We start from the raw sequence: 22642 nt of genomic DNA, 5'->3' as shown, positions 1-22642 counted from the left end.
CGTGGACCCACACCGGCGGGGTCACCTCAGGCGCCGACGCGCCGCAGCAGACCCTCCTGGACGGCGCTGGCGATGTGCCGGCCGTCGCGGGTGAACATCCGCCCGTTCGCCAGGCCGCGGGCCCGGCTCGCCGAAGGGCTGGCGCTGTCGTACAGGAACCACTCGTCGGCGCGGAACGTCCGATGGAACCAGAGCGCGTGGTCCAGGCTCGCGCCGACCACGCCGCCCGGACCCCACACCTCGCCGTGGTACGACAACACGGCGTCCAGCAACGACAGATCCGAGGCGTAGGTCAGCGCGCACGCGTGGATCAGCGGGTCGTCGGGCAGCTTGCCGTCCACCCGCATCCACACGCGCTGCTTCGGCTCGGCGTCCCGGTCGCCGGGCGGCACCCAGCCGGGCTGGCCGATGTAGCGCACGTCGACCGCCTGCGGGCTGGCGTTGAAGACGCTCCGGCGGTCCGGGTAGCGCTCCACCCAGTCGCGCATGGTCGGGACGTCCTCCGGGGCGGGCACCCCGGACGGGGCCGGCTCGTGATGGTCCAGCCCCTCCTCGGGCACCTGAAAGGACGCCGACATGAAGAAGATCGTCTTACCGTGCTGCTTCGCGGTGGACCGGCGGACCGAGAAGGACCGCCCGTCCCGGATGTTCTCCACGTGGAACGTGATCGGCTCGGTCGGGTCGCCCGGGCGGACGAAATAGCCGTGCAGCGAGTGCACCAGCCGTCCGGGGTCGACCGTCCGGCCGGCGGCGACCAGCGCCTGCCCGGCGACCTGGCCGCCGAACACGCGCTGGGCACCGGTCTGCGGGCTGTCACCGGTGAAGGTGGCCGCGTCGACCTGCTTGAGATCGAGGATCTCCAGGAGCTGGTCGACGGCGGCCTGGCCCTGCAGGGGTGGCGTCATACCGCGGACGGGTCCACGAGGGAGCCGAGCTGGTGGACGCGCAGGGTGTTGGTGGAGCCGGGGGCGTTCGGCGGGGAGCCGGCCACGACGACCACGTAGTCGCCGGGCTTGGCCAGGCCGAGACCCAGCATCTTCGCGTCCACCTGGATGAACATGTCATCGGTGTGCTCGACGAAGTCGGTCAGGAAGGTCTCCACGCCCCAGCTCAGCGCCAGGGTGTTGCGGACCTCGGGGACCGGGGTGAACGCGTAGAGCGGCAGGTCGCAGTGCAGCCGGGCGAGCCGGCGCACGGTGTCGCCGGTCTGCGAGAACGCGACCAGCGCCTTGGCGCCGATGTTGCGGGCGATCTGCGAGGCGGCGATGGTCAGCGCGCCACCGTGGGTGCGCGGGTCGTGCTGCAGGCGCGGGATGCCGACGTGGCCGCCCTCGGTGGTGGTGACGATCTTGGCCATCGTGCTGACCGTGAGCACCGGGTACTTGCCGACCGAGGTCTCGCCGGAAAGCATCACCGCGTCGGTGCCGTCGAGCACCGCGTTGGCGACGTCCGAGGCCTCGGCGCGGGTCGGGCGCGAGTTCTCGATCATCGAGTCGAGCATCTGGGTGGCCACGATCACCGGCTTGGCGTTCTCCCGGCACAGCTGCACGGCCCGCTTCTGCACCAGCGGGACCTGGTCCAGCGGCAGCTCGACGCCCAGGTCACCACGGGCGACCATGACGCCGTCGAAGGCCAGGACGATCTCCTCCAGGTGCTCCACCGCCTCCGGCTTCTCCACCTTGGCGATGACCGGCACCCGCCGGCCCTCCTCGTCCATCACGTGGTGGACGAGCTTGATGTCGTCCGGCGAGCGGACGAACGAGAGCGCGACCAGGTCGACGCCCAGCTTGAGCGCGAACCGCAGGTCCTCCTCGTCCTTCTCGCTCATGGCCGGGACGCTGACCGCGACGTTCGGCAGCGAGACGCCCTTGTTGTTGCTGACCGGGCCCCCCTCGGTGACCAGGACCTGGATGTCGTTGCCCTCGACGCCGGTCACCTCGACCGCGACCTTGCCGTCGTCGATCAGGAGGCGGTCACCGACCTTGACCTCCTGCGGAAGCTTCGTGTAGGTGCAGGAGACCCGCTCCTTGGTACCCAGGATGTCGTCGCCGGTGATGACCACCCGCTCGCCGGTCTCCCAGCGGTGCGGGCCGTCGGCGAACTTGCCCAGCCGGATCTTCGGGCCCTGCAGGTCGGCGAGGATGGCCACCGCCCGGCCGGTCCGCTGCGCGGCGGAGCGGATCAGCTCGTACATCTCCCGGTGGTTGTCCCGGGTGTCGTGGCTGAAATTCATCCGGGCCACGTCCATGCCCGCTTCTACCAGCCCGAGCATCCGCTCCGGCGATTTGGTGGCGGGGCCCATCGTGCAGACGATCTTTACGCGGCGTGTCACGGCCATCAGGCTAGTCCTTCTCCTGGGGCGGCTCGGCGGCCGACCCCCGTCATCGGCATGAACTGCGGGTGTCGACGGCGAGGTCAACCCGGAAAGTCACGGGTTCGCCGCGTCGTCCGCGGGCTTCAGCGACCGCCGGACCAGCTTATCGGTCGCCTCACGGCGACCGGCACCACATGCCACAAACCCTTCCGGGTACGTCGATCGGAGCGCTGACCAGCAAAGAAGCGGCCCGTCGCGCACTTTCGGGTGACGGGCCGCCCTTAACGACCGTTGACTCAGACGGACAGCGGCTGCTGATCCGAACGCACCGGAGCCGGCAGCTCGCCGGCCGCGCCGAGGTAGTCGTGGATGGCCGACGCGGCGGCCCGTCCCTCGGCGATCGCCCAGACGATCAGCGACGCGCCGCGGTGCATGTCACCGGCGACGAAGACGCCCTCGGCCCCGGTCTGCCAGGTCCGGTCCGCGTCCAGCACGTTGCGCCGGTTGCGGGTCAGGCCGAACTGCGCCAGCAGCGGCTGGTCCTCGGTGCCCTCGAAGCCGATCGCCAGCAGCACCAGGTCGGCGCGCAGCTCGCGCTCCGAGCCCGGGGTGACCACGACCGTACGCACGCCGTCGACCCGCTGCACCGAGACCTCGGCCAGCCGGATCGCGACCAGGTTGCCGTTCTCGTCGCCGACGAACTCCTGCACCGCGACGCCGAAGATCCGGTCGCCGCCCTCCTCGTGCGCGGGGTAGTTGCGCAGGATCATCGGCCAGGTCGGCCACGGGTCCTTCAGCCCGGTACGAATCTCCGGCGGCAGGGGATACTGGTCGAGCTGCGTCACCGAGGCAGCGCCCTGGCGATGCGCGACGCCGAGGCAGTCCGCCCCGGTGTCGCCGCCACCGATGATGATCACGTGCTTGCCGCGGGCGTCGATCGGCGTGGTGTCCTGCAGGCCGGCCACCATCCGGTTCGCCGGGACCAGGTGCTCCATCGCCAGGTGCACGCCGTTGAGGTGCCGGCCCGGGGTCTCCGGGGTGTCCCGGCCGGCCAGCGCGCCGGCGGCCAGCAGCACCGCGTCGTAGCGCTCGCGCAGGTCGTCGGCGGTGATGTCGACGCCCACCTCGACGCCGGTCTGGAAGACCACGCCCTCGGCGGCCATCTGCTCCAGACGGGCGTCGATCACGTGCTTCTCGATCTTGAAGTCCGGGATGCCGTACCGGAGGAGGCCGCCGATCCGGTCGTCGCGCTCGTAGACGGTGACCGCGTGGCCGGCGCGCGCCAGCTGCTGCGCCGCGGCCAGGCCGGCCGGACCGGAGCCGACCACCGCGACCGACTTGCCGGACCGCGCCGGCGCCGGCTGCGGCCGGACGAAGCCCAGGTCGAACGCGTGGTTGGCGATCTCCACCTCGACCTGCTTGATGGTCACCGGGTCGTCGCCGATGCCCAGCACGCAGGCCGCCTCGCACGGCGCCGGGCAGAGCCGGCCGGTGAACTCCGGGAAGTTGTTGGTGGCGTGCAGGGCCTCCGCGGCCGCCGCCCAGTTCCCGGTACGGACCAGGTCGTTCCAGTCCGGGATGCGGTTGCCCAGCGGGCAGCCGTCGTGGCAGAACGGGATGCCGCAGTCCATGCAGCGGGTGGCCTGGTCGCGGATCAGCTCCTCGCCCGCGGGCGGGTAGACCTCTTTCCAGTCCATGATCCGCACCGGGACGGGCCGCCGCTTCGGCAGCTGCCGCTGGTAGCGCAGGAAACCGTTAGGATCAGGCACTGGTGACCCCCATGACCGCTTCGTCCACGTTGCGACCGGCGGCTTCGGCGGTCCTGATCAGCTCCATCACGCGCTTGTAATCGCGCGGCACCACCGCGGTGAACTGCTCGACCGCGGCCGGCCAGTCCTTCAGCAGCCGCCCGGCCACCGCCGAGTCGGTCTCCGCGTGGTGCTTCTCCACCAGCGAGCGCACCAGCTCGCCCTCCTCGTCGGTGAGCGGCGCCAGGTCCACCAGCTCCGGGTTGACCAGCTCCGGCTTGAGGCCGAGCACGAACGCCTTGCCACCGCTCATGCCGGCGGCGAAGTTGCGCCCGGTCGAGCCGAGCACCACGACCGTGCCACCGGTCATGTACTCGCAGCCGTGGTCGCCGACCCCCTCGACGACCGCGGAGCCGCCCGAGTTGCGGACCGCGAACCGCTCGCCGACCCGGCCGCGCAGGAACAGCTCGCCGGAGGTGGCACCGTACAGGATGGTGTTGCCGGCGATGGTGTTCTCCTCGGCCACGAACGGCGCGTCCTCGGCCGGTCGCACGATCACCCGGCCGCCGGAGAGGCCCTTGGCGACGTAGTCGTTGGTGTCGCCGATCAGCCGCAGGGTGACGCCCCGCGGCAGGAACGCGCCGAACGACTGGCCACCGGTGCCGCGCAGGGTGAACTCGATGGTGTCGTCGGGCAGGCCGTTGCCGCCGTAGCGCCGGCTCACCTCGCCGCCCAGCATCGCGCCGACGCTGCGCTGGTCGTTGCGGATGGTCACCTCGGCCCGGACCTTGGCCCCCTTGATCAGGGCCGGCTGGGCCAGCGCGATCAGCTCGTTGTCCAGCGCCTTCTCCAAGCCGTGGTCCTGGGCCACCACGCCGCGGCGAGCCGCGCCCTCGGGCAGCTCGGGGACGTAGAGCACCGGCGACAGGTCGAGGCCCTTGGCCTTCCAGTGGTCGATCGCCTCGACCACGTCGAGCACCTCGGCGTGGCCGATGGCCTCCTCGATGCTGCGGAAGCCGAGCTCGGCGAGGATCTCCCGGACCTCCTCGGCGAGGAAGATGAAGAAGTTCTCCACGAACTCCGGCTTGCCGGTGAACCGCTCGCGCAGCACCGGGTTCTGCGTGGCGATGCCGACCGGGCAGGTGTCCAGGTGGCAGACCCGCATCATGATGCAGCCGGAGACGATCAGCGGCGCGGTCGCGAAACCGAACTCCTCGGCGCCCAGCAGCGCCGCGATCACCACGTCCCGGCCGGTCTTGAGCTGGCCGTCGACCTGCACGGTGACCCGGTCACGCAGCTTGTTCAGCAGCAGCGTCTGCTGCGCCTCGGCCAGGCCCAGCTCCCACGGGGTTCCGGCGTGCTTGAGCGAGTTCAGCGGGGACGCGCCGGTGCCGCCGTCGTGCCCGGAGATCAGGATGACGTCGGCCTTCAGCTTGGCCACACCGGCCGCCACGGTGCCCACGCCGATCTCGCTGACCAGCTTCACGTGCACCCGGGAGGCCGGGTTGACCATCTTCAGGTCGTGGACCAGCTGCGCCAGGTCCTCGATCGAGTAGATGTCGTGGTGCGGCGGCGGCGAGATCAGGCCCACGCCGGGGGTGGCGTGCCGGGTCTTGGCGACCCACGGCCACACCTTGTTGCCGGGCAGCTGGCCACCCTCGCCGGGCTTCGCGCCCTGCGCCATCTTGATCTGCAGGTCGTCGGCGTTCACCAGGTACTCGCTGGTCACGCCGAACCGGCCGGACGCGATCTGCTTGACGCTGGAGCGGCGCTCCGGGTCGTACAGGCGCTCGACGTCCTCGCCGCCCTCACCGGTGTTGGACTTGCCGCCGAGCCGGTTCATCGCGATGGCCAGCGTCTCGTGCGACTCGGCGGAGATCGAGCCGTAGCTCATCGCGCCGGTGGCGAACCGCTTGACGATCTCGCTGGCCGGCTCCACCTCGTCCAGCGGGACCGGGGCCCGCTCGCTGGCGAAACGGAACAGGCCGCGCAGCGAACCGGCCTGACCGGCCAGCTCGTCGACCTTGCTGGTGTAGCGCTTGAAGACGTCGTACTGCTTGCTGCGGGTGGCGTGCTGCAGCAGGAAGACGGTCTCCGGGTTGAACAGGTGGATCTCGCCCTCGCGGCGCCACTGGTACTCACCGCCGACCTCCAGCCGGCGGTGCGCCCGCTCGGCCGGGTTCGCCGGGTACGCCTTCTCGTGCCGCGCCTTGACCTCGGCGTGGATCTCGGCCAGCCCGACGCCGCCGATCCGGCCCGACGTGCCCGCGAAGTAGCGCTGCAGCAGCTTGTTGTCCAGGCCGACGGCCTCGAACACCTGCGCGCCGCAGTACGAGGACACCGTGGAGATGCCCATCTTCGACATGATCTTCAGGACGCCCTTGCCGAGCGCCTTGACGTAGTTGCGCACCGCCTTGCGCGGCTCGATGCCGACCAGCGCGCCGGTGGCGATCAGGTCGTCCACGCTCTCGAAGGCCAGGTACGGGTTGACCGCCGCCGCGCCGAAGCCGATCAGCACCGCCGCGTGGTGCACCTCGCGGCAGTCGCCGGACTCCACCACCAGGGCCACCTGGGTGCGGGTCTGCTCCCGCACCAGGTGCTGGTGCACCGCCGCGGTGAGCAGCAGCGACGGGATCGGCGCCAGGTCCGCGTTGGAGTCGCGGTCGGAGAGCACCAGGATGCGCACGCCGTCCTCGATCGCCTCGGAGACGTGCCGGCAGATCTGGGTGAGCCGCGCCTTGATCCCGGCCGCGCCGTCGCGCAGCGGGTACAGGCCGGAGACCCGGACCGCCTTGAAGCCGGGCAGGTCGCCGTCCTCGTCGATGGAGAGCAGCTTGGCCAGCTCGTCGTTGTCGATCACCGGGTACGGCAGGACCACCTGCCGGCAGCTCGCCGGTCCCGGGTCGAGCAGGTTGCCCTCCGGGCCGATGGTGGACGCCAGGCTGGTGACCAGCTCCTCCCGGATGGCGTCCAGCGGCGGGTTGGTGACCTGGGCGAACAGCTGGTGGAAGTAGTCGAACAGCAGCCGCGGGCGGGCCGACAGCGGGGAGATCGGGGTGTCCGTGCCCATCGAGCCGAGCGGCTCGGCGCCGGTCCGCGCCATCGGCGCGACCATGATCTTCAGCTCTTCCTCGGTGTATCCGAAGACCTGCTGGCGGCGCAGCACCGAGTCGTGCGTGTAGATCACGTGCTCGCGCGGGGGCAGGTCGGCGAGCTCGATCAGCCCGGCGTGCAGCCAGTCCGCGTACGGCTGCGCGGCGGCCAGCTCGGCCTTGATCTCGTCGTCGTGCACGATCCGCCCGGCCGCGGTGTCGACCAGGAACATCTTGCCCGGCTGCAACCGGCCCTTGGCGACCACCTCGGCCGGCTCGACGTCGATCACGCCGGCCTCCGAGCCGAGCACCACCAGGCCGTCGCGGGTGTGCCACCAGCGGCCCGGACGCAGGCCGTTGCGGTCCAGCACCGCGCCGATGACCGTGCCGTCGGTGAAGGCCACCGCGGCCGGGCCGTCCCACGGCTCCATCAGGCTGGCGTGGAAGCGGTAGAAGGCACGCCGCGCCGGGTCCATGCCCAGGTCGTTCTCCCACGCCTCCGGGATCATCATCAGCACCGCGTGCGGCAGGCTCCGGCCGGCCAGGTGCAGCAGCTCCAGCACCTCGTCGAAGCTGGCCGAGTCGGACGCCTCGGGCGAGTTGATCGGGAACAGCCGCTTGATGTTGCCCGGGATGTTCGGCGTCGCCAGCAGCGCCTCGCGCGCGGCCATCCAGTTCTTGTTGCCCCGGATGGTGTTGATCTCGCCGTTGTGCGCGATCAGGCGGTACGGGTGGGCCAGCGGCCACGACGGGAACGTGTTCGTCGAGAACCGGGAGTGCACCAGGGCGATCGCGCTGCTCACCCGCTCGTCGGACAGCTCCGGGAAGAACGCCGGGAGCTGCTCGGGGGTGAGCATCCCCTTGTACGTGACGGTGCGCGAGGACAGCGACGGGAAGTACGCCGGCACGCCGCGCTGCGACGTCTCCCGCTCGGCCTGCTTGCGGATGCAGAACGCCACCCGGTCCAGCTCCAGGCCGGACAGCTGCTCACCGGCCGGGCCGGCGGGCGAGTCGACCAGCCGGTGCGCGGCCAGGAAGACCTGGCGGATCGCCGGGCGCGCGTCCTCGGCGGTGGCGCCCAGGCCGGACGGGTCCACCGGCACGTCGCGCCAGCCCAGCAGCTCGCCACCCTCGACGAGCGCGTACTTCTCGAAGACCTTGATCGCGCGGGCCGCGTCGTCGGCGTCGGTCGGCAGGAAGACCAGACCGGTCGCGTAGTGGCCCGCCGGCGGCAGGTCGAAGTCGGTGATCGCGCGGTAGTACTCGTCCGGGACCTGGATCATGATCCCGGCGCCGTCGCCGGTGTTCTGCTCGGCGCCACGCGCGCCCCGGTGGTCCAGGCGGATGAGCGCCGACAGGCCCTTCGCCACCACGTCGTGGCTACGACGGCCATGAATGTCAGCAACAAAGGCCACGCCACAGGCGTCACGCTCGTACGCCGGGTCGTACAACCCCTGGGGGTGCGGATATGCCACCGGGCCTCCTGTCGTCTCTGGTGTTTCATTTCAAGGTCGGGACGACGTCGGCCCTGCAAAGTCACTCGAGTCTACGGTAAAAGACACCGATCTCCGCCAGGTACGGATTGATCACACCTGGCTCCGGAACACTCGGCTCTGCGTGGACGAACTGAATAGCACAGCCGAACCGGAGACCGGTAGTCTCGCGCGATGGCACGAGTGGATTCCGACCTCTTCGACCGGCTCGAACGGTTCTACGACGCTTTGCCCCGACCCTGGGCGCGGGCCGAGGAGATCGGCTCGCTGGTGCTCTTCGTCCGCGACGGCGAGGGCTGGCCCTACTATGCCCGGCCCCGGCCCGGCGCGGCCACCCCGAGCGCCGCCGACCTCACCGCGGTCCGCGCCCGGCAGCGGGAGCTGGGCCTGCCCGAGGCCTTCGAGTGGGTGCACGAGACCACGCCGGACCTGCTCGCGGTGGCCCGCTCGGCCGGCCTGGAGGTGCTGCTCGCGCCGCTGCTGCGGCTCGACCCGCAGGCCCTGGTGCCGGACCTGCCGGTACCCGGCGCGACGATCCGGATGCTCGACCCCGCCACGCCCGGGTTCCCCGCCGAACTGCGCGCGGCCCGCGCCGTGGCCCGGCTCGCCTTCGCCGCGCCGGCCTATCGCTCGGCCCTGGAGATCGCGGAGAAAGCCCTGGTCATCGACGGGGCGGGGCCGTCCGAGCGGGACGCCGCGGCGGCCGTGGACCTCAGCGACGAGGCGGCCCGGCAGGTCGGGACGATGCTGTCCGGCGGGGACTACCAGACCGCGGTGGTGGAGTCGCCGGACGAGGGCATCCTGGCCACCGGCACCAGCCAGCGGGTCGGTGACGTGGCCGAGATCGCCGGGGTCGCCACGCTGCCGTCCGCGCGCGGCCGGGGGTACGCCTCCCAGCTCACCGCGACGCTGGCCCGCAACCTGCTCGACCGCGGCGTCCGCCTGGTCTTCCTCTCCGCCGGGGACGACGACGTGGCCCGGCTCTACACCCGGGTCGGGTTCCGCCGGATCGGCACCGCCTGCATCGCCGAGCCGGCGGCGGTCCCGCTCTGAGCCCGGCCGCGAGCCCGGCGCGGTAGCTCGCGGACTCCGCGCGGCGGGCTCGCCGACCGGATCCCGTCGGACCACCGGGGGCCGCTCCGGCCCTGGTCACCAGCCTCCGTGCGCGCCGGCACGGGGCTCTCCCCGGGGCCGGGCGAGGGCTCGCGCAGACTCCGCGCGGCGGCTCGGGCGAGGCCCGGACCGGGGGCTCGCCCGAGGCGCCGCGGCGCGGGCCGGGCAGCGGCGCGCGAATCGCTCACACTTCCCACATTTTGGTACACCGTAAGTGCCATAAGGCCAAGGGACCCTTACCGATCCGCGGGTCGGCAGGCTTCCGACCACCGGTTGCGCCCTGGGTGGTCACGTGTATCGGATGGGTGAAATCACCGTGTCGAACCGAGCCACCCGTGACGCGGACGCCTCCCACATCGTGATCATGGACCGCGCCCGGCCCCGATCCCGGCTGGCGGTGGTGGTGATTCCCTCGCCGTCACCACCACCGGCCCCGGCCGACACCGGGCAGCGCGGCCGGATCCTCGCCGGGACGCGGACGTCGCGCGCGACCGGCACGGGGCGCGTGACCGCGGACGGGACTCCCCGGTCGTACCCGGAAGGGGTGCGAAGCGGACTCGGACCACATGCGGGCCGCAACCGGAAGGCGGACCGGAAGCCGCGGTCACTCCGGTGGGGACCAGTCCGAGGCCGCGTGGATGCGGCCCAGCAGCCGGGGACGCATGTGGTTGAGCGCGGCGTCGCGAGCGCGCAGCGCGAGGCGGCCGCGGGCCTGGACCACCGCGGACATCCGGCGGTTCTGCCGGACCACCGTGGTGGTGCGCGGCTGCCGCAACCGGGTGTAGTCGGCGAGCGCCCGGATCAGCGCGTCGCCCGGGGCCGCGCCGGCGAGCAGCGGGCGCAGCGTGGCGGCGTCCTCGAAGGCCAGGCAGGCGCCCTGGCCGAGGTGGTGCGGCATGGCGTGGGCGGCGTCGCCGATCAGCAGGACGCCGCCCGGGCCGGACGGGTAGGCGTACGTCCGGGGCAGCGGCCGCAGCTCGCGGACGCCCTGAGGGACCAGCTCCTCGGGGCGGGTCAGCGCGAGCAGCTCCCCCACCGGCTCGTGCCAGCCGGCGAACCAGCGCTGCAGCAACGCGAGCTGGGCGGCGGCCGGCTCCGGGCGGGCCGCGCCGGCCGCGGTGGCCACCCAGTAGATGCCGCCCCGGCCGGCCGCGTGCGCGCCGAGCGGGATGGTCACGAAGCGATAGCCGGCGCCGAGGGTCTCGCCGCCGAGCGCGTGCCCCTCGGCGAGCCGTGGCACCCGGTACCCGGGGATCACCGCCTGCCAGGCGGCGAAACCGGAGCCGACCGCGACCGACTCGGGGGCCAGCGCCGCGCGCACCCGGCTGTCGATGCCGTCCGCGGCGACCAGCAGGTCCGCCTCGATCAGGGTGCGGCCGTCACCGACCGCGGGCCGGTCGCGCGGGCCGGTGCGGACCGTGGTCACCTCGAAGCCGGTGCGGATCTCGACGTCGCCCAGGCCGGCGACCAGCGCGTCGTACAGATCCTCCAGATGGGCGACGGCCGGCGACGGGCCACCCGCGCCCGGCCGCGGGCGTGGCGGCACCAGCCACTGGCCGTCCGGGCGGCGCACCCCGCCGTCCGGCAGCGGCGACGCGATCGCCGACCAGCCGCCGTCCGGGTCCAGCGCGTCCAGGGCGCGGCGGCCGTTCGGCCAGAGCACCACGGCGGTGGGCGGCGCGGCGATCCGCTCGGCGCGCTCCAGGAGCGTCACCCGCCATCCGGTACGCGAGAGCGCCCCGGCGGCGGCCAGACCCGCCATCCCCGCGCCCACCACCACGGCCGTACGCATCATGCCGCCGCCTTCCGCGGGCCGCGCCGGTCAGCGCTCGCCGGCGGACCGGTCCCGGCCCGTCTCGGCGTCGGCCTCCACGACCGGAGTGGTCACCGCCCCGTCGCCCGGCTCGTCCCGCGGCCCGGCCGGTCCGGCGGCCGGCGACGCCCCGGCCGGATCACGGTCCGCGCCGCCGGCGGCCGGATCACCGTCCGCGCCGCCGGCCGGGGGCAGCACACCGGTCCGCTGGTACGCCAGGAACCGCTCCTCGTCGACCACCTGGTAGGCGACCGGGGACTTCCGCGCGCTGCGCTCGGTCGCGGTCACGTCCACCGACGAGACGTCCCCGCCGGCGGGCGCCTCCGGCTCGGTGTCCGGCGCGTCGATCGGCACCACGTACTCGCGGGGGCCGCGCATCACGACGAAGTAGATCGCCGCGCCGAGGAACACCACCAGCGAGGTGAACACGTTGAGCCGGATACCGAAGAAGTGGGTGGCCTCGTCGGTGCGCAGCATCTCGATCCACGCCCGGCCGACCGTGTAGGCCATCACGTACAGCGCGAACGCCCGCCCGCGGCCGAACTTGAACCGGCGGTCCAGCAGCCACACCACGGCGGCGATGCCGAGGTCCCAGAGCGCCTCGTAGAGGAAGGTCGGGTGGTACAGGTCGGCCAGGGTGACCGGCTCGCCGTCGACCATCGAGGCGTGGCCCGGGTTGGCCGAGTCCATCTCGTGCACCTGCAGGCCCCAGGGCAGCGTGGTGACCTTGCCGTACAGCTCGTTGTTGAACCAGTTGCCCAACCTGCCGATCGCCTGGGCCACCGGCAGGGCCGGCGCCAGGGCGTCGGCGAACACGCTCAGCGGCAGGCCGATCTGCCGGGCGGCGATCCACGCCCCCAGCGCGCCGCCGGCGACCGCGCCCCAGATGCCGAGGCCGCCCTCCCAGATGTACAGGGCACGGACCGGGTCGCCACCGGCGCCGAAGTAGTCCTGCGGCGAGGTGATCAGGTGGTAGATCCGGGCGCCGATGATGCCGAACGGCACCGCCCACACCACCATGTCCAGCGACACCCAGGGGGCCACCCCGCGGTGCCGCAGCCGCTGCTCCATGAGCAGGGCGGCGGCGACCATGCCGGCGATGATGCAGAGCGCGTAGGCCCGGACCGGGAACGGGCCCAGGTGCCACACCGACGTGGTGGGACTGGGGATGAGGGCGTAGTTCACGGGTGCACACGCTACCGTCGCGGGGCTCGTTGGCAATGCCCCGGGGGAGCTGACATCGCCGGCTTCCGGGGCCGTTGCGGCCACGGTCGCGCCGGCCGGCGCGACCGTCCGCACGGCGGCCGGTCGCGCCGGCGTCAGCGGTTGCGCACGCCCTGCGCGAGCTCGGCGCTCAGCGCGCCCAGACGGCGCAGGCCGGCCGCGCGGTCCGGGGCGTCCAGCATGCAGCGGATCAGCGCGCTGCCCACGATCACCCCGTCGGCGAACGCCGCGACCTCGGCGGCCTGTGCGCCGTTGCCGACGCCCAGCCCGACCCCGACCGGCATGTCCGGGTCGATGCCGCGGATCCGGGCGACCAGCTCGGGCGCCTGCGAGGAGACCGTGGTGCGGGCGCCGGTGACGCCCATCAGCGCGGTGGCGTAGACGAAGCCGCGGCAGTTGGCCACGGTCATCGCGATCCGCTCGTCGGTGGAGCTCGGCGCGACCAGGAACGTCCGGTCGATCCGGTGCCGGTCGGCGGCGGCGATCCACTCCTGCGCCTCGTCCGGGATCAGGTCGGGTGTGATCAGCCCGGTGGCCCCGGCGGCGGCGAGGTCGCGGGCGAACGCGTCGACGCCGTACTTCTCGATCGGGTTCCAGTAGGTCATCAGCACGACCGTGGCGCCGGCCGACGCCACCGCCTCGATGATCTTCAGGGTGTCCCGGGTACGGACCCCGCCCGCCAGCGCGATGTCGCTGGCCTTCTGGATGACCGGGCCGTCCATCACCGGATCGGAGTACGGAAGCTCGACCTCGATCACGTCGCAGCCGGACTCGTGCATCGCGATCATCTGCTCGATGCTGTGGTCGATCGTCGGGAAGCCGGCCGGCATGCAGCCCACCAGGACCGCGCGGTTCTCGGCTCTCGCCTTGGCGAAGGTCTCCGCGATACTCATGTGTTCTCCCCCGGGACGACCGGCTCGACCGGGTCCAGGATGCCGAAGTACGCGCCCGCGGTGTGCACGTCCTTGTCACCGCGGCCGGACAGGTTCACCACGATGGTCGGGGTGCGGCCCAGCTCCTCGCGCAGCCGCGGGGCGATCTTCGCGGCGCCGGCCAGCGCGTGCGAGCTCTCGATCGCCGGGATGATCCCCTCGGTGCGGCAGAGCAGCTGGAACGCGGCCATCGCCTCGGCGTCGGTGATCGGCTCGTACACCGCCCGGCCGGTGTCGTGCAACCAGGCGTGCTCCGGGCCGACACCCGGGTAGTCCAGGCCGGCCGAGATCGAGTGCGACTCGATGGTCTGCCCGTCCTCGTCCTGCAGCAGGTAGGTGCGGTTGCCGTGCAGCACGCCGACCGAGCCGCCGGTGATCGAGGCGGCGTGCCGGCCGGTCTCCACGCCGTCACCGCCGGCCTCGAAGCCGTACAGCCGGACCGAGGAGTCCGGGACGAAGGCGTGGAAGATGCCGATCGCGTTGGAGCCGCCGCCGACGCAGGCCGCGACCGCGTCCGGCAGCCGGCCGAGCTGGTCCAGGCACTGCTGCCGGGCCTCGATCCCGATGCCGCCCACGAAGTCCCGGACGATCTCCGGGAACGGGTGCGGACCGGCCGCCGTGCCCAGCAGGTAGTGGGTGGTCTCCACGCTGGAGACCCAGTCGCGCAGCGCCTCGTTCAGGGCGTCCTTGAGGGTGCGCGACCCGTTCGTCACCGGCACGACGGTGGCGCCGAGCATCCGCATCCGGGCCACGTTGAGCGCCTGCCGCTCGGTGTCGGTCTCGCCCATGTAGACCACGCACTCGAGGTCCAGCAGGGCGGCCGCGGTCGCGCTGGCCACGCCGTGCTGACCGGCGCCGGTCTCGGCGATCACCCGGGGCTTGCCCATCCGCTTGGCGAGCAGCGCCTGGCCCAGCACGTTGCGTACCTTGTGGGCGCCGGTGTGGTTCAGGTCCTCCCGCTTGAGCAGGATCTCCGCGCCGAGCGCCGCGGACAGCCGCTCCGCCCGGTAGAGCAGGGAGGGCGTGCCGGCGTAGTTGAGCAGCAGATCCTGGAAACGCGCCTGGAACTCCGGGTCGGTCTTGGCCGACCGGTACGCCGCCTCCAGCTCGTCCAGCGCCTTGATCAGCGCTTCCGGGACGAACCGGCCGCCGAACCGTCCGAAGTGGCCGGCCAGATCGGGCATCGTCGGCGTGCTCATCGGACCGGCCTCGGGGTCGCCGGGTGGTTGCCGGCGTTGACCAGCTCGGCCACCGCGTCGCGGGGCGACTTCTGCGTCACCAGGCCCTCGCCGACCAGCACCGCGTCGGCGCCGGCCGAGGCGTACCGGATCAGGTCGTGCGGGCCGCGGACACCGGACTCGGCGATCTTCACGACGTTGTTCGGCAGGCCCGGGGCGATCCGCTCGAACACCGACCGGTCCACCTCCAGGGTGCGCAGGTCACGGGCGTTGACCCCGATGACCTTCGCGTTCGCCTCCAGCGCCCGGTCGGCCTCCTCCTCGTTGTGCACCTCGACGAGGGCGGTCATGCCCAGCGACTCGATCCGCTCCAGGAGCCCGACGAGCGCGTTCTGCTCCAGCGCGGCGACGATCAGCAGCACCAGGTCGGCGCCGTGCGCCCGGGCCTCGTGCACCTGGTAGCTGGAGACCACGAAGTCCTTGCGCAGCACCGGCACCTTGACCGCGGCGCGCACCGCCACCAGGTCGTCGAGCGAGCCGCCGAACCACCGGCCCTCGGTGAGCACGCTGATGCACCGGGCGCCGCCCGCCGCGTACTCACCGGCGAGCTCGGCCGGATCGGGGATGTCGGCGAGCGCGCCCTTGGACGGCGACGACCGCTTCACCTCGGCGATCACCGCCACGCCCGGCTTGCGCAGCGCCGCGTACGCATCGATCGCCGGCGGCGCCGCCGCGGCGAGCTCGCGCACCTGCTCCAGCGGCGTCTTCGCCTGCCGTGCCGCTACGTCCTCGCGCACACCGGCGAGGATCTCCTCGAGTACGTTCTGCGGTCGCGCGGGGCCGCCACTGCCCGCTTGCGCCTGATCGGATGTCACGTAATGACTCCCCTCTCCGGGTGTCCTCCGCCCGATGCTAGGAGGTCGAGCCGGTCACCGGCCTCCCGGGGTATGGCGCGCCTCACGAGGTGGGCTGGGGCATAATGCCAGGCTGCCCCGCCCGACTGTCTTCTCCCTCACATCGCGCCGACGGGCATCGCACGCTTGCGCTGCGACACTTCCCCCGAACGGCCGACACCACCGTGCGTTGACCCGCGTGTCACCGTGCGGAAATACGACTCCGGCATCGTATGACTCGGGCAGACTTGTCCACGGCGCCGAGGGCGCCGCCACCCGGATGATGCCGCCCACCCGGACGATGATGCGGAGTCGACCAATGGCCACAGATCAGACCCTTCCGGCCGCGGGTTTCGCCGAGGTCTCGCGAGCCCTCGTCGCCATCGCCGCTGAGGTCGTGACCGGCGTCCAGCGGGCGATGGTGGGACCGGGCAACGTGCGGACCGCACGGGACAACGCGTGGTCCGCGATCCAGGCCGACCGGGCCCGGGCCGAGGCCCGCGCCGCGACCAGCCGGGCGGTCGCCGCGATCGTCGCCACCGGCCCGCGCCGGACGGTCGCCGCCGGGCCCCGCCGGGCTCGTCCGGTGGCCGCGACGGTGCGCGGCTGACCTTCGCAATACCCCGCCGCGGCGGCCTCAACCGCCTCACGCGGTCGGATCGTCCCCGCGGTCCAGCGCGTCCCACGCGGCCCGGTTGTCGGCCGGCTCCACGGCGGAGGCCGGCCGGGCGGCCGGGGCCGAGGCCGGCCGGGCGGCGGGAGCCCGTTCGTACCGGGCCGACATCGCCGCCCACCGGTGGCCGTGCCGCGCGGCGAGCATCCCGCCGGCCGCGATCGCCACGCCGCCCAGCACGCAGGCGGCCGGCCAGAGCGCCGCGCCGGCGCCGGCCGATCCGGCGTCCAGGCCGGAGCGGGCCAGGATCGCGCCGGCCACCACACCGGCCCCGGCCAGCGCCAGCAGCCCGCCCAGCAGGCGCCGGGCCACCCCCCGGGTGGCCAGCAGCGCGCCGGTCCCGGCCAGCGCGACCACGGCCAGCCCGACGAGCCACGGCTGCTGGTCCGCGCCGGTGCGCGCGGTGCTCAGGTCGGACAGCCCGGTGCGGTGCTCGACGGCCAGCGACCACGTCCGGGTGACCGCGTAGAGGGTCAGCCCGGACCCGGCCAGGCAGGCCAGGATGGCGGCGAGGTGGGTCCGGCGGCTCATCGCGCGGCGCGCAGCGTCTCGGCGGCGGCGATGGCGGCCAGCACGGCGGCGGCCTTGTTGCGGGTCTCCTGCTCCTCGGCCGCCGGGTCCGAGTCGGCGACGATGCCGGCGCCCGCTCCGACGTACGCGACACCGTCCTTGACCAGCGCGGTCCGGATCGCGATCGCCATGTCCATGTCGCCGGCGAAGCCGAAGTAGCCGACCGTGCCGCCGTAGAGGCCGCGCCGGGTCGGCTCCAACTCCTCGATGATCTCCATGGCCCGGACCTTGGGCGCGCCGGACAGCGTGCCCGCCGGGAACGTCGCGGCGAGCGCGTCGAACGCGGTCCGGTCCGCGCGGAGCCGGCCGACCACCGTGGACACGATGTGCATGACGTGGCTGTACCGCTCGATCCGGGCGAACTCCGGCACCTCCACGCTGCCCGGCTCGCACACCCGGCCCAGGTCGTTGCGGCCCAGGTCGACCAGCATGACGTGCTCGGCGCGCTCCTTCGGGTCGGCCAGCAGCTCGGCGGCGAGCGCGGCGTCCTGCTCCGGGGTGGCGCCGCGCCAGCGGGTGCCGGCGATCGGGTGCAGCAGCGCGGTCCGGTTGGCACTGACCTTGAGGTGCGCCTCCGGCGACGAGCCGACGATGTCGAAGTCGTCGAAGCGCAGCAGGTACATGTACGGGCTGGGGTTGGTGGCCCGCAGTACCCGGTAGATGTCCAGCGCGTTCGCGTCGGTCGACCGCTCGAACCGCTGGGCGACCACGATCTGGAAGCACTCGCCGGCCCGGATCGCCTCCTTGGCCTGCTCCACCGCCTTCTGGTAGTCGCCGGGAGCGGTGCGGCTGACCGGGTCGCCGGCCGGCCGCCGCTCCACCGTGGACACCATCGGCGGGGTGGGCCGGGACAGCGCGGTGGTCATCGCGTCCAGCCGGCCGACCGCCTGGTGGTAGGCCGCCCGGCGGGCCGCCTCGTCGGCGCCCTCGGCCAGCACCGCGTTGGCCACCAGCAGCGCGGAGCCGTCGTGGTGGTCCAGCACCACCAGGTCGGTGGCGAGCATCATGCCCAGCTCGGGCAGCGGCAGGTCGTCGTCGGCGGTGGCGGGCAGCCGCTCGAAGCGGCGGACCAGGTCGTAACTCAGGTAGCCGACCATGCCACCGGTCAGCGGGGGCAGGTCGCCGCCGGTGGCCGGCCCGTCGGCGAGCGCGGCCACGGTCTGCCGCAGCGCCTCGACCGGGTCGCCGCCGAGCGGCACCCCGACCGGCGGGGCGCCCAGCCAGGCCGCCTCGCCGTCCCGCTCGATCAGGGTCGCCACGCTGCGTACGCCGATGAACGAGTACCGCGACCAGGCGATGCCCTGCTCCGCGGACTCCAGCAGGAAGGTGCCCGGTCCGCCGGCCAGCTTGGTGTAGACCCCGACCGGGGTCTCGCCGTCGGCGAGCAGCTTGCGGGTGACCGGGACGATCCGCCGGCGCGACGCGACGAACGTGGCCTCGTCCGGGGTGACGACTCCGCTGGTCACTGGCCGGCCTCCAGGGGGAGCTCGTGGCTGAAGCAGGTGTGCGTGCCGGTGTGGCAGGCCGCCCCGGTCTGCTCGACGGTGACCAGCAGCGCGTCGCCGTCGCAGTCCAGCGCCACCTTCCGGACCCGCTGGTGGTGGCCGGACGTGGCGCCCTTGACCCAGTACTCCTGGCGGCTGCGGGACCAGTAGGTGGCACGGCCGGTGGTCAGCGTGCGGTGCAGCGCCTCGGCGTCCATCCAGGCGAGCATCAGCACCTCCCCGGTGCCGTGCTCCTGGACGATCGCGGCGACCAGGCCGTCGGGGGTGCGCTTGAGCCGGGCGGCGATCGCCGCGTCGAGGGAGGTCTGGGCATCTGATACTGGCACGCCCCGATTCTCTCGCATCGTTGCGGAACATTTGCGGGGCCTGGGAAGGGCCCACGATCCGGTCACAGGGGATGTGCCGGACCGATCGGGACGGTACCGTCGGCGGGGCGCCGTACCTGCCTGAGATGCCCGGCGCGGCGCCGGTGCCGCTGCGCTGCCGCAGCCGGCCCCGGTGGGCGCGCCTCGCGACGGGAGTGGTTTACCGATGGAGCCGACGTCCAGTTCCGACAACGCCCGGCCCACGCCCGGACCCGCCCGCTTCTGGCAGGTCCGTCCGGACGCCGACCCCGAAGTGGGCACGGACCGGTCCCCGGCCGCCGGGGAGCCGGAGACCCAGATGGTGTCGCTCGGCTCCCGCCGGGTCGCCGAGCCGCCGGAGCAGGCGCTGCCGCCGCTGCCCACCGACCTGCTGACCGGGTCGTCGCTGGCGTTCGGCCCGCGACCGGGGCCGCCGTTCACCCCGGTCGCCTCGGCGAGCCGGCCGCACGGCCCCGGCGAGCCGGACCGGTTCTCCGGCGCGCCGGGGGAGCCACCGCCGGGCGACCCGTTCGGCCTGCGCCGCGCGGCCGGCCGCGGAGCCTCTCCCACCGGCGGTGACCAGGGCGTCCGGCCACCGGCTCGGGGCCGGCACGGCGATTCTGATCACTCGATCCCCGCGGACCGCGAGGCCCGGCCCGGCCAGGACGTAGAGTCCCAGGAGCCCGAGGCCGCATCACCGGTCCCGGAGCCCCCGTTCGGGGGATTCCGGCTCGGTGGCACCGGGCGCTTCCTCTTCGGTGGCCGCGCCGCGCCGCGCCCGCACCCCGGCGTCAACGGGCACGCCACCGCAGCGGAGACATCGGCCGCGGACACGACCGGGGTCGCCGGTCCCGGCGACGCTCAGGTCGCCGGACCCCCGGCCGACGAGGAGCCCACCGGTGCGACACCGGCGGGCGAACCGGCGGACGCCACGTCGCCGGAGGCCGGGCAGGACGCCGCCGAGGCGGCGGAACCACGCGACGAGAACGGACGTGAGGACATGAACGGACGGGCAGGAGCCCCCGGGTACGCACAGGCGGGCGACCCGCCGGGCCCGGACGAGGCGCCCGCGGCGGACGGCCCGCCCGACGAGGCGGACGAGGCGGCTGCCGAGGCCCGGCCGGCCGCGGGCTGGGCTTCCGTGCCGGCGCAGCCGACCGGCCCGACCGGCCCGGTCTCCGGCGCTCCGGTGTCGCCCGGGTACGCGCCGGCGCCGTACCTGCCCACCGACTTCACCCCGGACCACCCGGCGGCCACCCTGGAGCCCGCCCCCGGCCGGCCCGAACAGGCGCCCGAGCAGCCCGCGGATCCGGCCGGGTCCGCCGCGCCGGTCTCCCCCGCCCAGCCCGCGGCCCCGGCCACCGGCTCGGCGGCGATCCCGGCCCCGCCGGCCGGCGCCGGGCCGGAGCTGCCGTTCCCGGCGATGCCCTCGGCCGTCGGCCAGATCCCGGCCACCCGGATGCCGTCCGACCCGCCGCCCGCCCCGGACACCGGTTTCGCCTTCGGCTCGCCGGCCACCACCGGGTACAGCCTGGGCCGCTCCGGTGATGCCTACGGGGTCGCGTCGGTGACCCCGGCCGCGCCGCAGGCCGCCTCGGTCACGCCGCCGCCGCTGGACTTCCAGCCGTACCCGGAGTCCGGCCTGACCGGCGTCTCGGTGGGCAACACCGGCCGGCGCGGCCTGCCGGAGGAGGAACAGCGCACGGCGGGCCGCCGCTCGGCCAGCCTGGAGGACGCCGAGCCGGCCCGCCGGCCGGGCCGGCGGGCCGTGGACGTGGACGACGCCGAGTCCGGCGCCGCGCCGGCCGCGTCCGGCGAGGACGAGCCGATCATCCGGGCCACCGTCTGGGACGAGGACGCCGCCCGGCACTTCCGGGCCGCCTGGCACGAGGTGAAGGCGGAGTTCGTCGACGACCCGGTGACCGCCCTGACCCGGGCGCACGACCTGCTCACCGACGCGGTGAACGAGCTCACCGAGGTGCTGCTGGCGGAGCGGGACGAGCTCGACCCGCTGCGCGGCACCGACACGCCGGACACCGAGAGCATGCGGATGGCGATGCGCGGGTACCGCGAATTCCTGGAGCGGATCCTCTCGCTGTAACCGCCGGACACGACAGAGGGCGGGCGGCCCCCGGCACGGGGCCGCCCGCCCTCGTCGCTGCCCCGCTCACCGCGGCACCGGCAAGCAGGGCGGACGGGGCTCCCTCACCCGACGGCGGCAGAAGGAGGGAGCGGGAGCCCCGAGATCGGACCGCGCGGAAGTCGAACCGCCACGGAGCCCTTCACCCCGCAGAACGCCGGTCACCGGGCGTTCTGCCGTGGCGCGAAGCGCAGCCGGCCCGGCCCTCAGGCGCAGCGGCGGCAGAGGATCGGGTGCAGCAGGTGCGCCAGATCGTGGCGGTCACGCACCGGCCGGGGGAACGCCAGGCGGGCGCTGCGGGCGCCCATCCGGACCACGAAGCCGTACCGGTCCAGGCGGACCACGCGCGGGTCGTCGTCCGGACGGGCGGCCGGGCCGAGCTGGCGGCGCACGTAGTCGCTCATCTGCGCCACGTGGTGGTCGGCCAGGTCGGCGATGAGGTCGAACTCCACGGCGCGCAGCGGGTCCGGGGTGGCCTCGGCGTAGTCGTCCGGGTCGATCTCGACGAGGTTCTCGGTGCGCTCGAAGCGGACCTCGGCGACGTCCATCCGGTACAGCGCCTGGCTGTCGCCGACGTCGAGCAGGTCACCGCACGCGTCGGTGTCGGCGTAGTCGAGCGCGGCGGCACGCGCCTGGTCGCCGGTCAACCGGGTCGCCCAGCCGGAGACCCAGACCCGGCCCAGCGACGGCGACGAGGACATCGGCGGAACGTCCCGGATGTCCAGCACCAGCGCGGTGTCGTCGTTGCCGGCCTGCGGGCGCAGCGCCGTGGACAGGGCGGCCTCGACCGGCACGAGCAGCAGCGGGCGGCCCTGCGCGTCGGTGACGTGCCGGACCGGGAGCGGCCCGGGGTGGCAGGCGATGTGGGCGACGGCGGGCAGGTGACCGGCGGCGAGAGTACGCGCGATCTCGGCGGGACTGGGTTGCATGATGAGCACCTCCGGGCACCGGTTAGGCTTACCTAAGTTAGGCAAGGCTAACCGTAACAGGAGATCCAGCGTGAACAACTCGCGACCCAAGGCCAAGCTCTCCCGGGCGCTCGGCATCCCGCTGACCCGCAAGTGCGTGAAGTACTTCGAGCGGCGGCCGTTCCCACCCGGCGTGCACGGCCGTGGCCGGCGCAAGACCTCGGACTACCAGGTCCGGCTGCTGGAGAAGCAGCGCCTGCGGCACCAGTACAACATCAGCGAGGTCCAGATGCGGGCCGCGTACGACGCCGCCCACCAGGCCGAGGGCAAGACCGGCGAGACCATGGTGGCGCTGCTGGAGCGGCGTCTGGACGCGACGGTGTTCCGTGCCGGGCTGGCCCGCACCATCTACCAGGCCCGCCAGCTCGTCGTCCACGGTCACTTCACGGTGGACGGCAAGAAGGTGGACCGGCCCGGCTACAAGCTCAAGCCGGGCCAGGTCGTCGAGGTGCGCGAGTCGAGCCGGCAGAAGCCGCCGTTCCAGATCGCGGCGACCGGCGCGCACGTCGACGGGCCGACCGCGCCGTACCTGTCCACCGCGCTCGAAGAGCTGCGCACCACCGTGCTGCGGGCCCCGCAGCGCTCCGAGATCCCGGTGCTCTGCGACGAACAGCTGGTCGTCGAGTTCTACGCGCGGTAGTC

General features: G+C 73.6%; 17 protein-coding genes. 4 read left to right on the top strand and 13 right to left on the bottom strand.

Annotated features, from left to right (window positions below; genetic code table 11):
* Positions 1-26: 26 nt before the first annotated feature.
* From ACTEI_RS08435 to gltB, 4 genes are all read right to left on the bottom strand, one after another.
* Positions 27-905: an acyl-CoA thioesterase gene (locus ACTEI_RS08435; RefSeq protein WP_122977135.1), complete on the bottom strand. Its 879-nt coding sequence runs from the start codon at positions 903-905 to the stop codon at positions 27-29.
* Complete coding sequence (gene pyk, locus ACTEI_RS08430) at positions 902-2338, bottom strand: pyruvate kinase (RefSeq protein ID WP_122977134.1); 1437 nt, start codon at positions 2336-2338, stop codon at positions 902-904. The genes ACTEI_RS08435 and pyk overlap by 4 nt, the downstream gene beginning before the upstream one ends.
* A 272-nt stretch (positions 2339-2610) precedes the next feature.
* Positions 2611-4083, bottom strand: a complete 1473-nt coding sequence (locus tag ACTEI_RS08425; RefSeq protein ID WP_122977133.1) for a glutamate synthase subunit beta — start codon at positions 4081-4083, stop codon at positions 2611-2613.
* On the bottom strand, positions 4076-8629 hold the full coding sequence (gene gltB, locus ACTEI_RS08420) for a glutamate synthase large subunit (RefSeq protein WP_122977132.1): 4554 nt from the start codon (positions 8627-8629) through the stop codon (positions 4076-4078). Before gltB ends, ACTEI_RS08425 begins: the two co-directional genes overlap by 8 nt.
* 192 nt (positions 8630-8821) lie before the next feature.
* Here gltB and ACTEI_RS08415 point away from each other — a divergent pair, with 192 nt between their 5' ends.
* Positions 8822-9700: a GNAT family N-acetyltransferase gene (locus ACTEI_RS08415; protein WP_122977131.1), complete on the top strand. Its 879-nt coding sequence runs from the start codon at positions 8822-8824 to the stop codon at positions 9698-9700.
* 664 nt (positions 9701-10364) lie between these two features.
* Here the strand turns inward: ACTEI_RS08415 and ACTEI_RS08405 are convergent.
* The 5 genes from ACTEI_RS08405 to trpC form a co-directional block, all read right to left on the bottom strand.
* Positions 10365-11552: an FAD-dependent oxidoreductase gene (locus ACTEI_RS08405; RefSeq protein ID WP_122981995.1), complete on the bottom strand. Its 1188-nt coding sequence runs from the start codon at positions 11550-11552 to the stop codon at positions 10365-10367.
* Positions 11553-11582: 30 nt separating this feature from the next.
* Positions 11583-12758, bottom strand: coding sequence for a prolipoprotein diacylglyceryl transferase (gene lgt, locus ACTEI_RS08400; RefSeq protein ID WP_122977129.1), 1176 nt, complete (start codon positions 12756-12758; stop codon positions 11583-11585).
* A 134-nt stretch (positions 12759-12892) separates the two neighbouring features.
* On the bottom strand, positions 12893-13690 hold the full coding sequence (trpA, locus tag ACTEI_RS08395) for a tryptophan synthase subunit alpha (RefSeq protein ID WP_122977128.1): 798 nt from the start codon (positions 13688-13690) through the stop codon (positions 12893-12895).
* Entirely contained in the window at positions 13687-14928 is a 1242-nt protein-coding gene (gene trpB, locus ACTEI_RS08390; protein ID WP_122977127.1) for a tryptophan synthase subunit beta, read from the bottom strand. The genes trpA and trpB overlap by 4 nt, the downstream gene beginning before the upstream one ends.
* The gene (gene trpC / locus ACTEI_RS08385; protein WP_122977126.1) at positions 14925-15782 is read right to left on the bottom strand and encodes an indole-3-glycerol phosphate synthase TrpC; all 858 of its coding nucleotides are present in this window, start codon (positions 15780-15782) and stop codon (positions 14925-14927) included. The genes trpB and trpC overlap by 4 nt, the downstream gene beginning before the upstream one ends.
* A 337-nt stretch (positions 15783-16119) precedes the next feature.
* Between trpC and ACTEI_RS08380 the strand changes: the two genes are divergently transcribed.
* Positions 16120-16410 carry a hypothetical protein gene (locus tag ACTEI_RS08380; protein WP_122977125.1) on the top strand — a complete coding sequence of 97 codons (291 nt, stop codon included), beginning with the start codon at positions 16120-16122 and terminating at the stop codon, positions 16408-16410.
* Positions 16411-16446: 36 nt separating this feature from the next.
* Here ACTEI_RS08380 and ACTEI_RS08375 read toward each other — a convergent pair whose 3' ends face one another.
* The 3 genes from ACTEI_RS08375 to hisI are packed head-to-tail and all read right to left on the bottom strand — an operon-like array spanning position 16447 to position 18892.
* Entirely contained in the window at positions 16447-17004 is a 558-nt protein-coding gene (locus tag ACTEI_RS08375) for a Trp biosynthesis-associated membrane protein (protein WP_122977124.1), read from the bottom strand.
* Entirely contained in the window at positions 17001-18509 is a 1509-nt protein-coding gene (locus tag ACTEI_RS08370; protein WP_122977123.1) for an anthranilate synthase component I, read from the bottom strand. Before ACTEI_RS08370 ends, ACTEI_RS08375 begins: the two co-directional genes overlap by 4 nt.
* Positions 18506-18892: a phosphoribosyl-AMP cyclohydrolase gene (hisI, locus tag ACTEI_RS08365; protein WP_122977122.1), complete on the bottom strand. Its 387-nt coding sequence runs from the start codon at positions 18890-18892 to the stop codon at positions 18506-18508. Before hisI ends, ACTEI_RS08370 begins: the two co-directional genes overlap by 4 nt.
* A 187-nt stretch (positions 18893-19079) precedes the next feature.
* Here hisI and ACTEI_RS08360 point away from each other — a divergent pair, with 187 nt between their 5' ends.
* A complete protein-coding gene (locus tag ACTEI_RS08360; RefSeq protein WP_122977121.1) occupies positions 19080-20993 on the top strand; it encodes a hypothetical protein in 1914 nt (637 codons plus the stop codon).
* A gap of 245 nt (positions 20994-21238) precedes the next feature.
* Here the strand turns inward: ACTEI_RS08360 and ACTEI_RS08355 are convergent, their stop codons facing one another.
* Positions 21239-21961 (bottom strand): DUF2470 domain-containing protein, encoded by a 723-nt coding sequence (locus ACTEI_RS08355; RefSeq protein WP_122981994.1) that lies wholly within the window; start codon positions 21959-21961, stop codon positions 21239-21241.
* A gap of 70 nt (positions 21962-22031) precedes the next feature.
* On the opposite strand from ACTEI_RS08355, the gene rpsD reads away from it, so the two are divergent.
* The gene (gene rpsD, locus ACTEI_RS08350) at positions 22032-22640 is read left to right on the top strand and encodes a 30S ribosomal protein S4 (RefSeq protein WP_122977120.1); all 609 of its coding nucleotides are present in this window, start codon (positions 22032-22034) and stop codon (positions 22638-22640) included.
* Positions 22641-22642: the final 2 nt, after the last annotated feature.

Origin of the sequence: Actinoplanes teichomyceticus ATCC 31121 (genome assembly GCF_003711105.1) — a bacterium.
GTDB lineage: Bacteria > Actinomycetota > Actinomycetes > Mycobacteriales > Micromonosporaceae > Actinoplanes > Actinoplanes teichomyceticus.
This window is presented reverse-complemented; position numbering and strand designations above follow the sequence as displayed.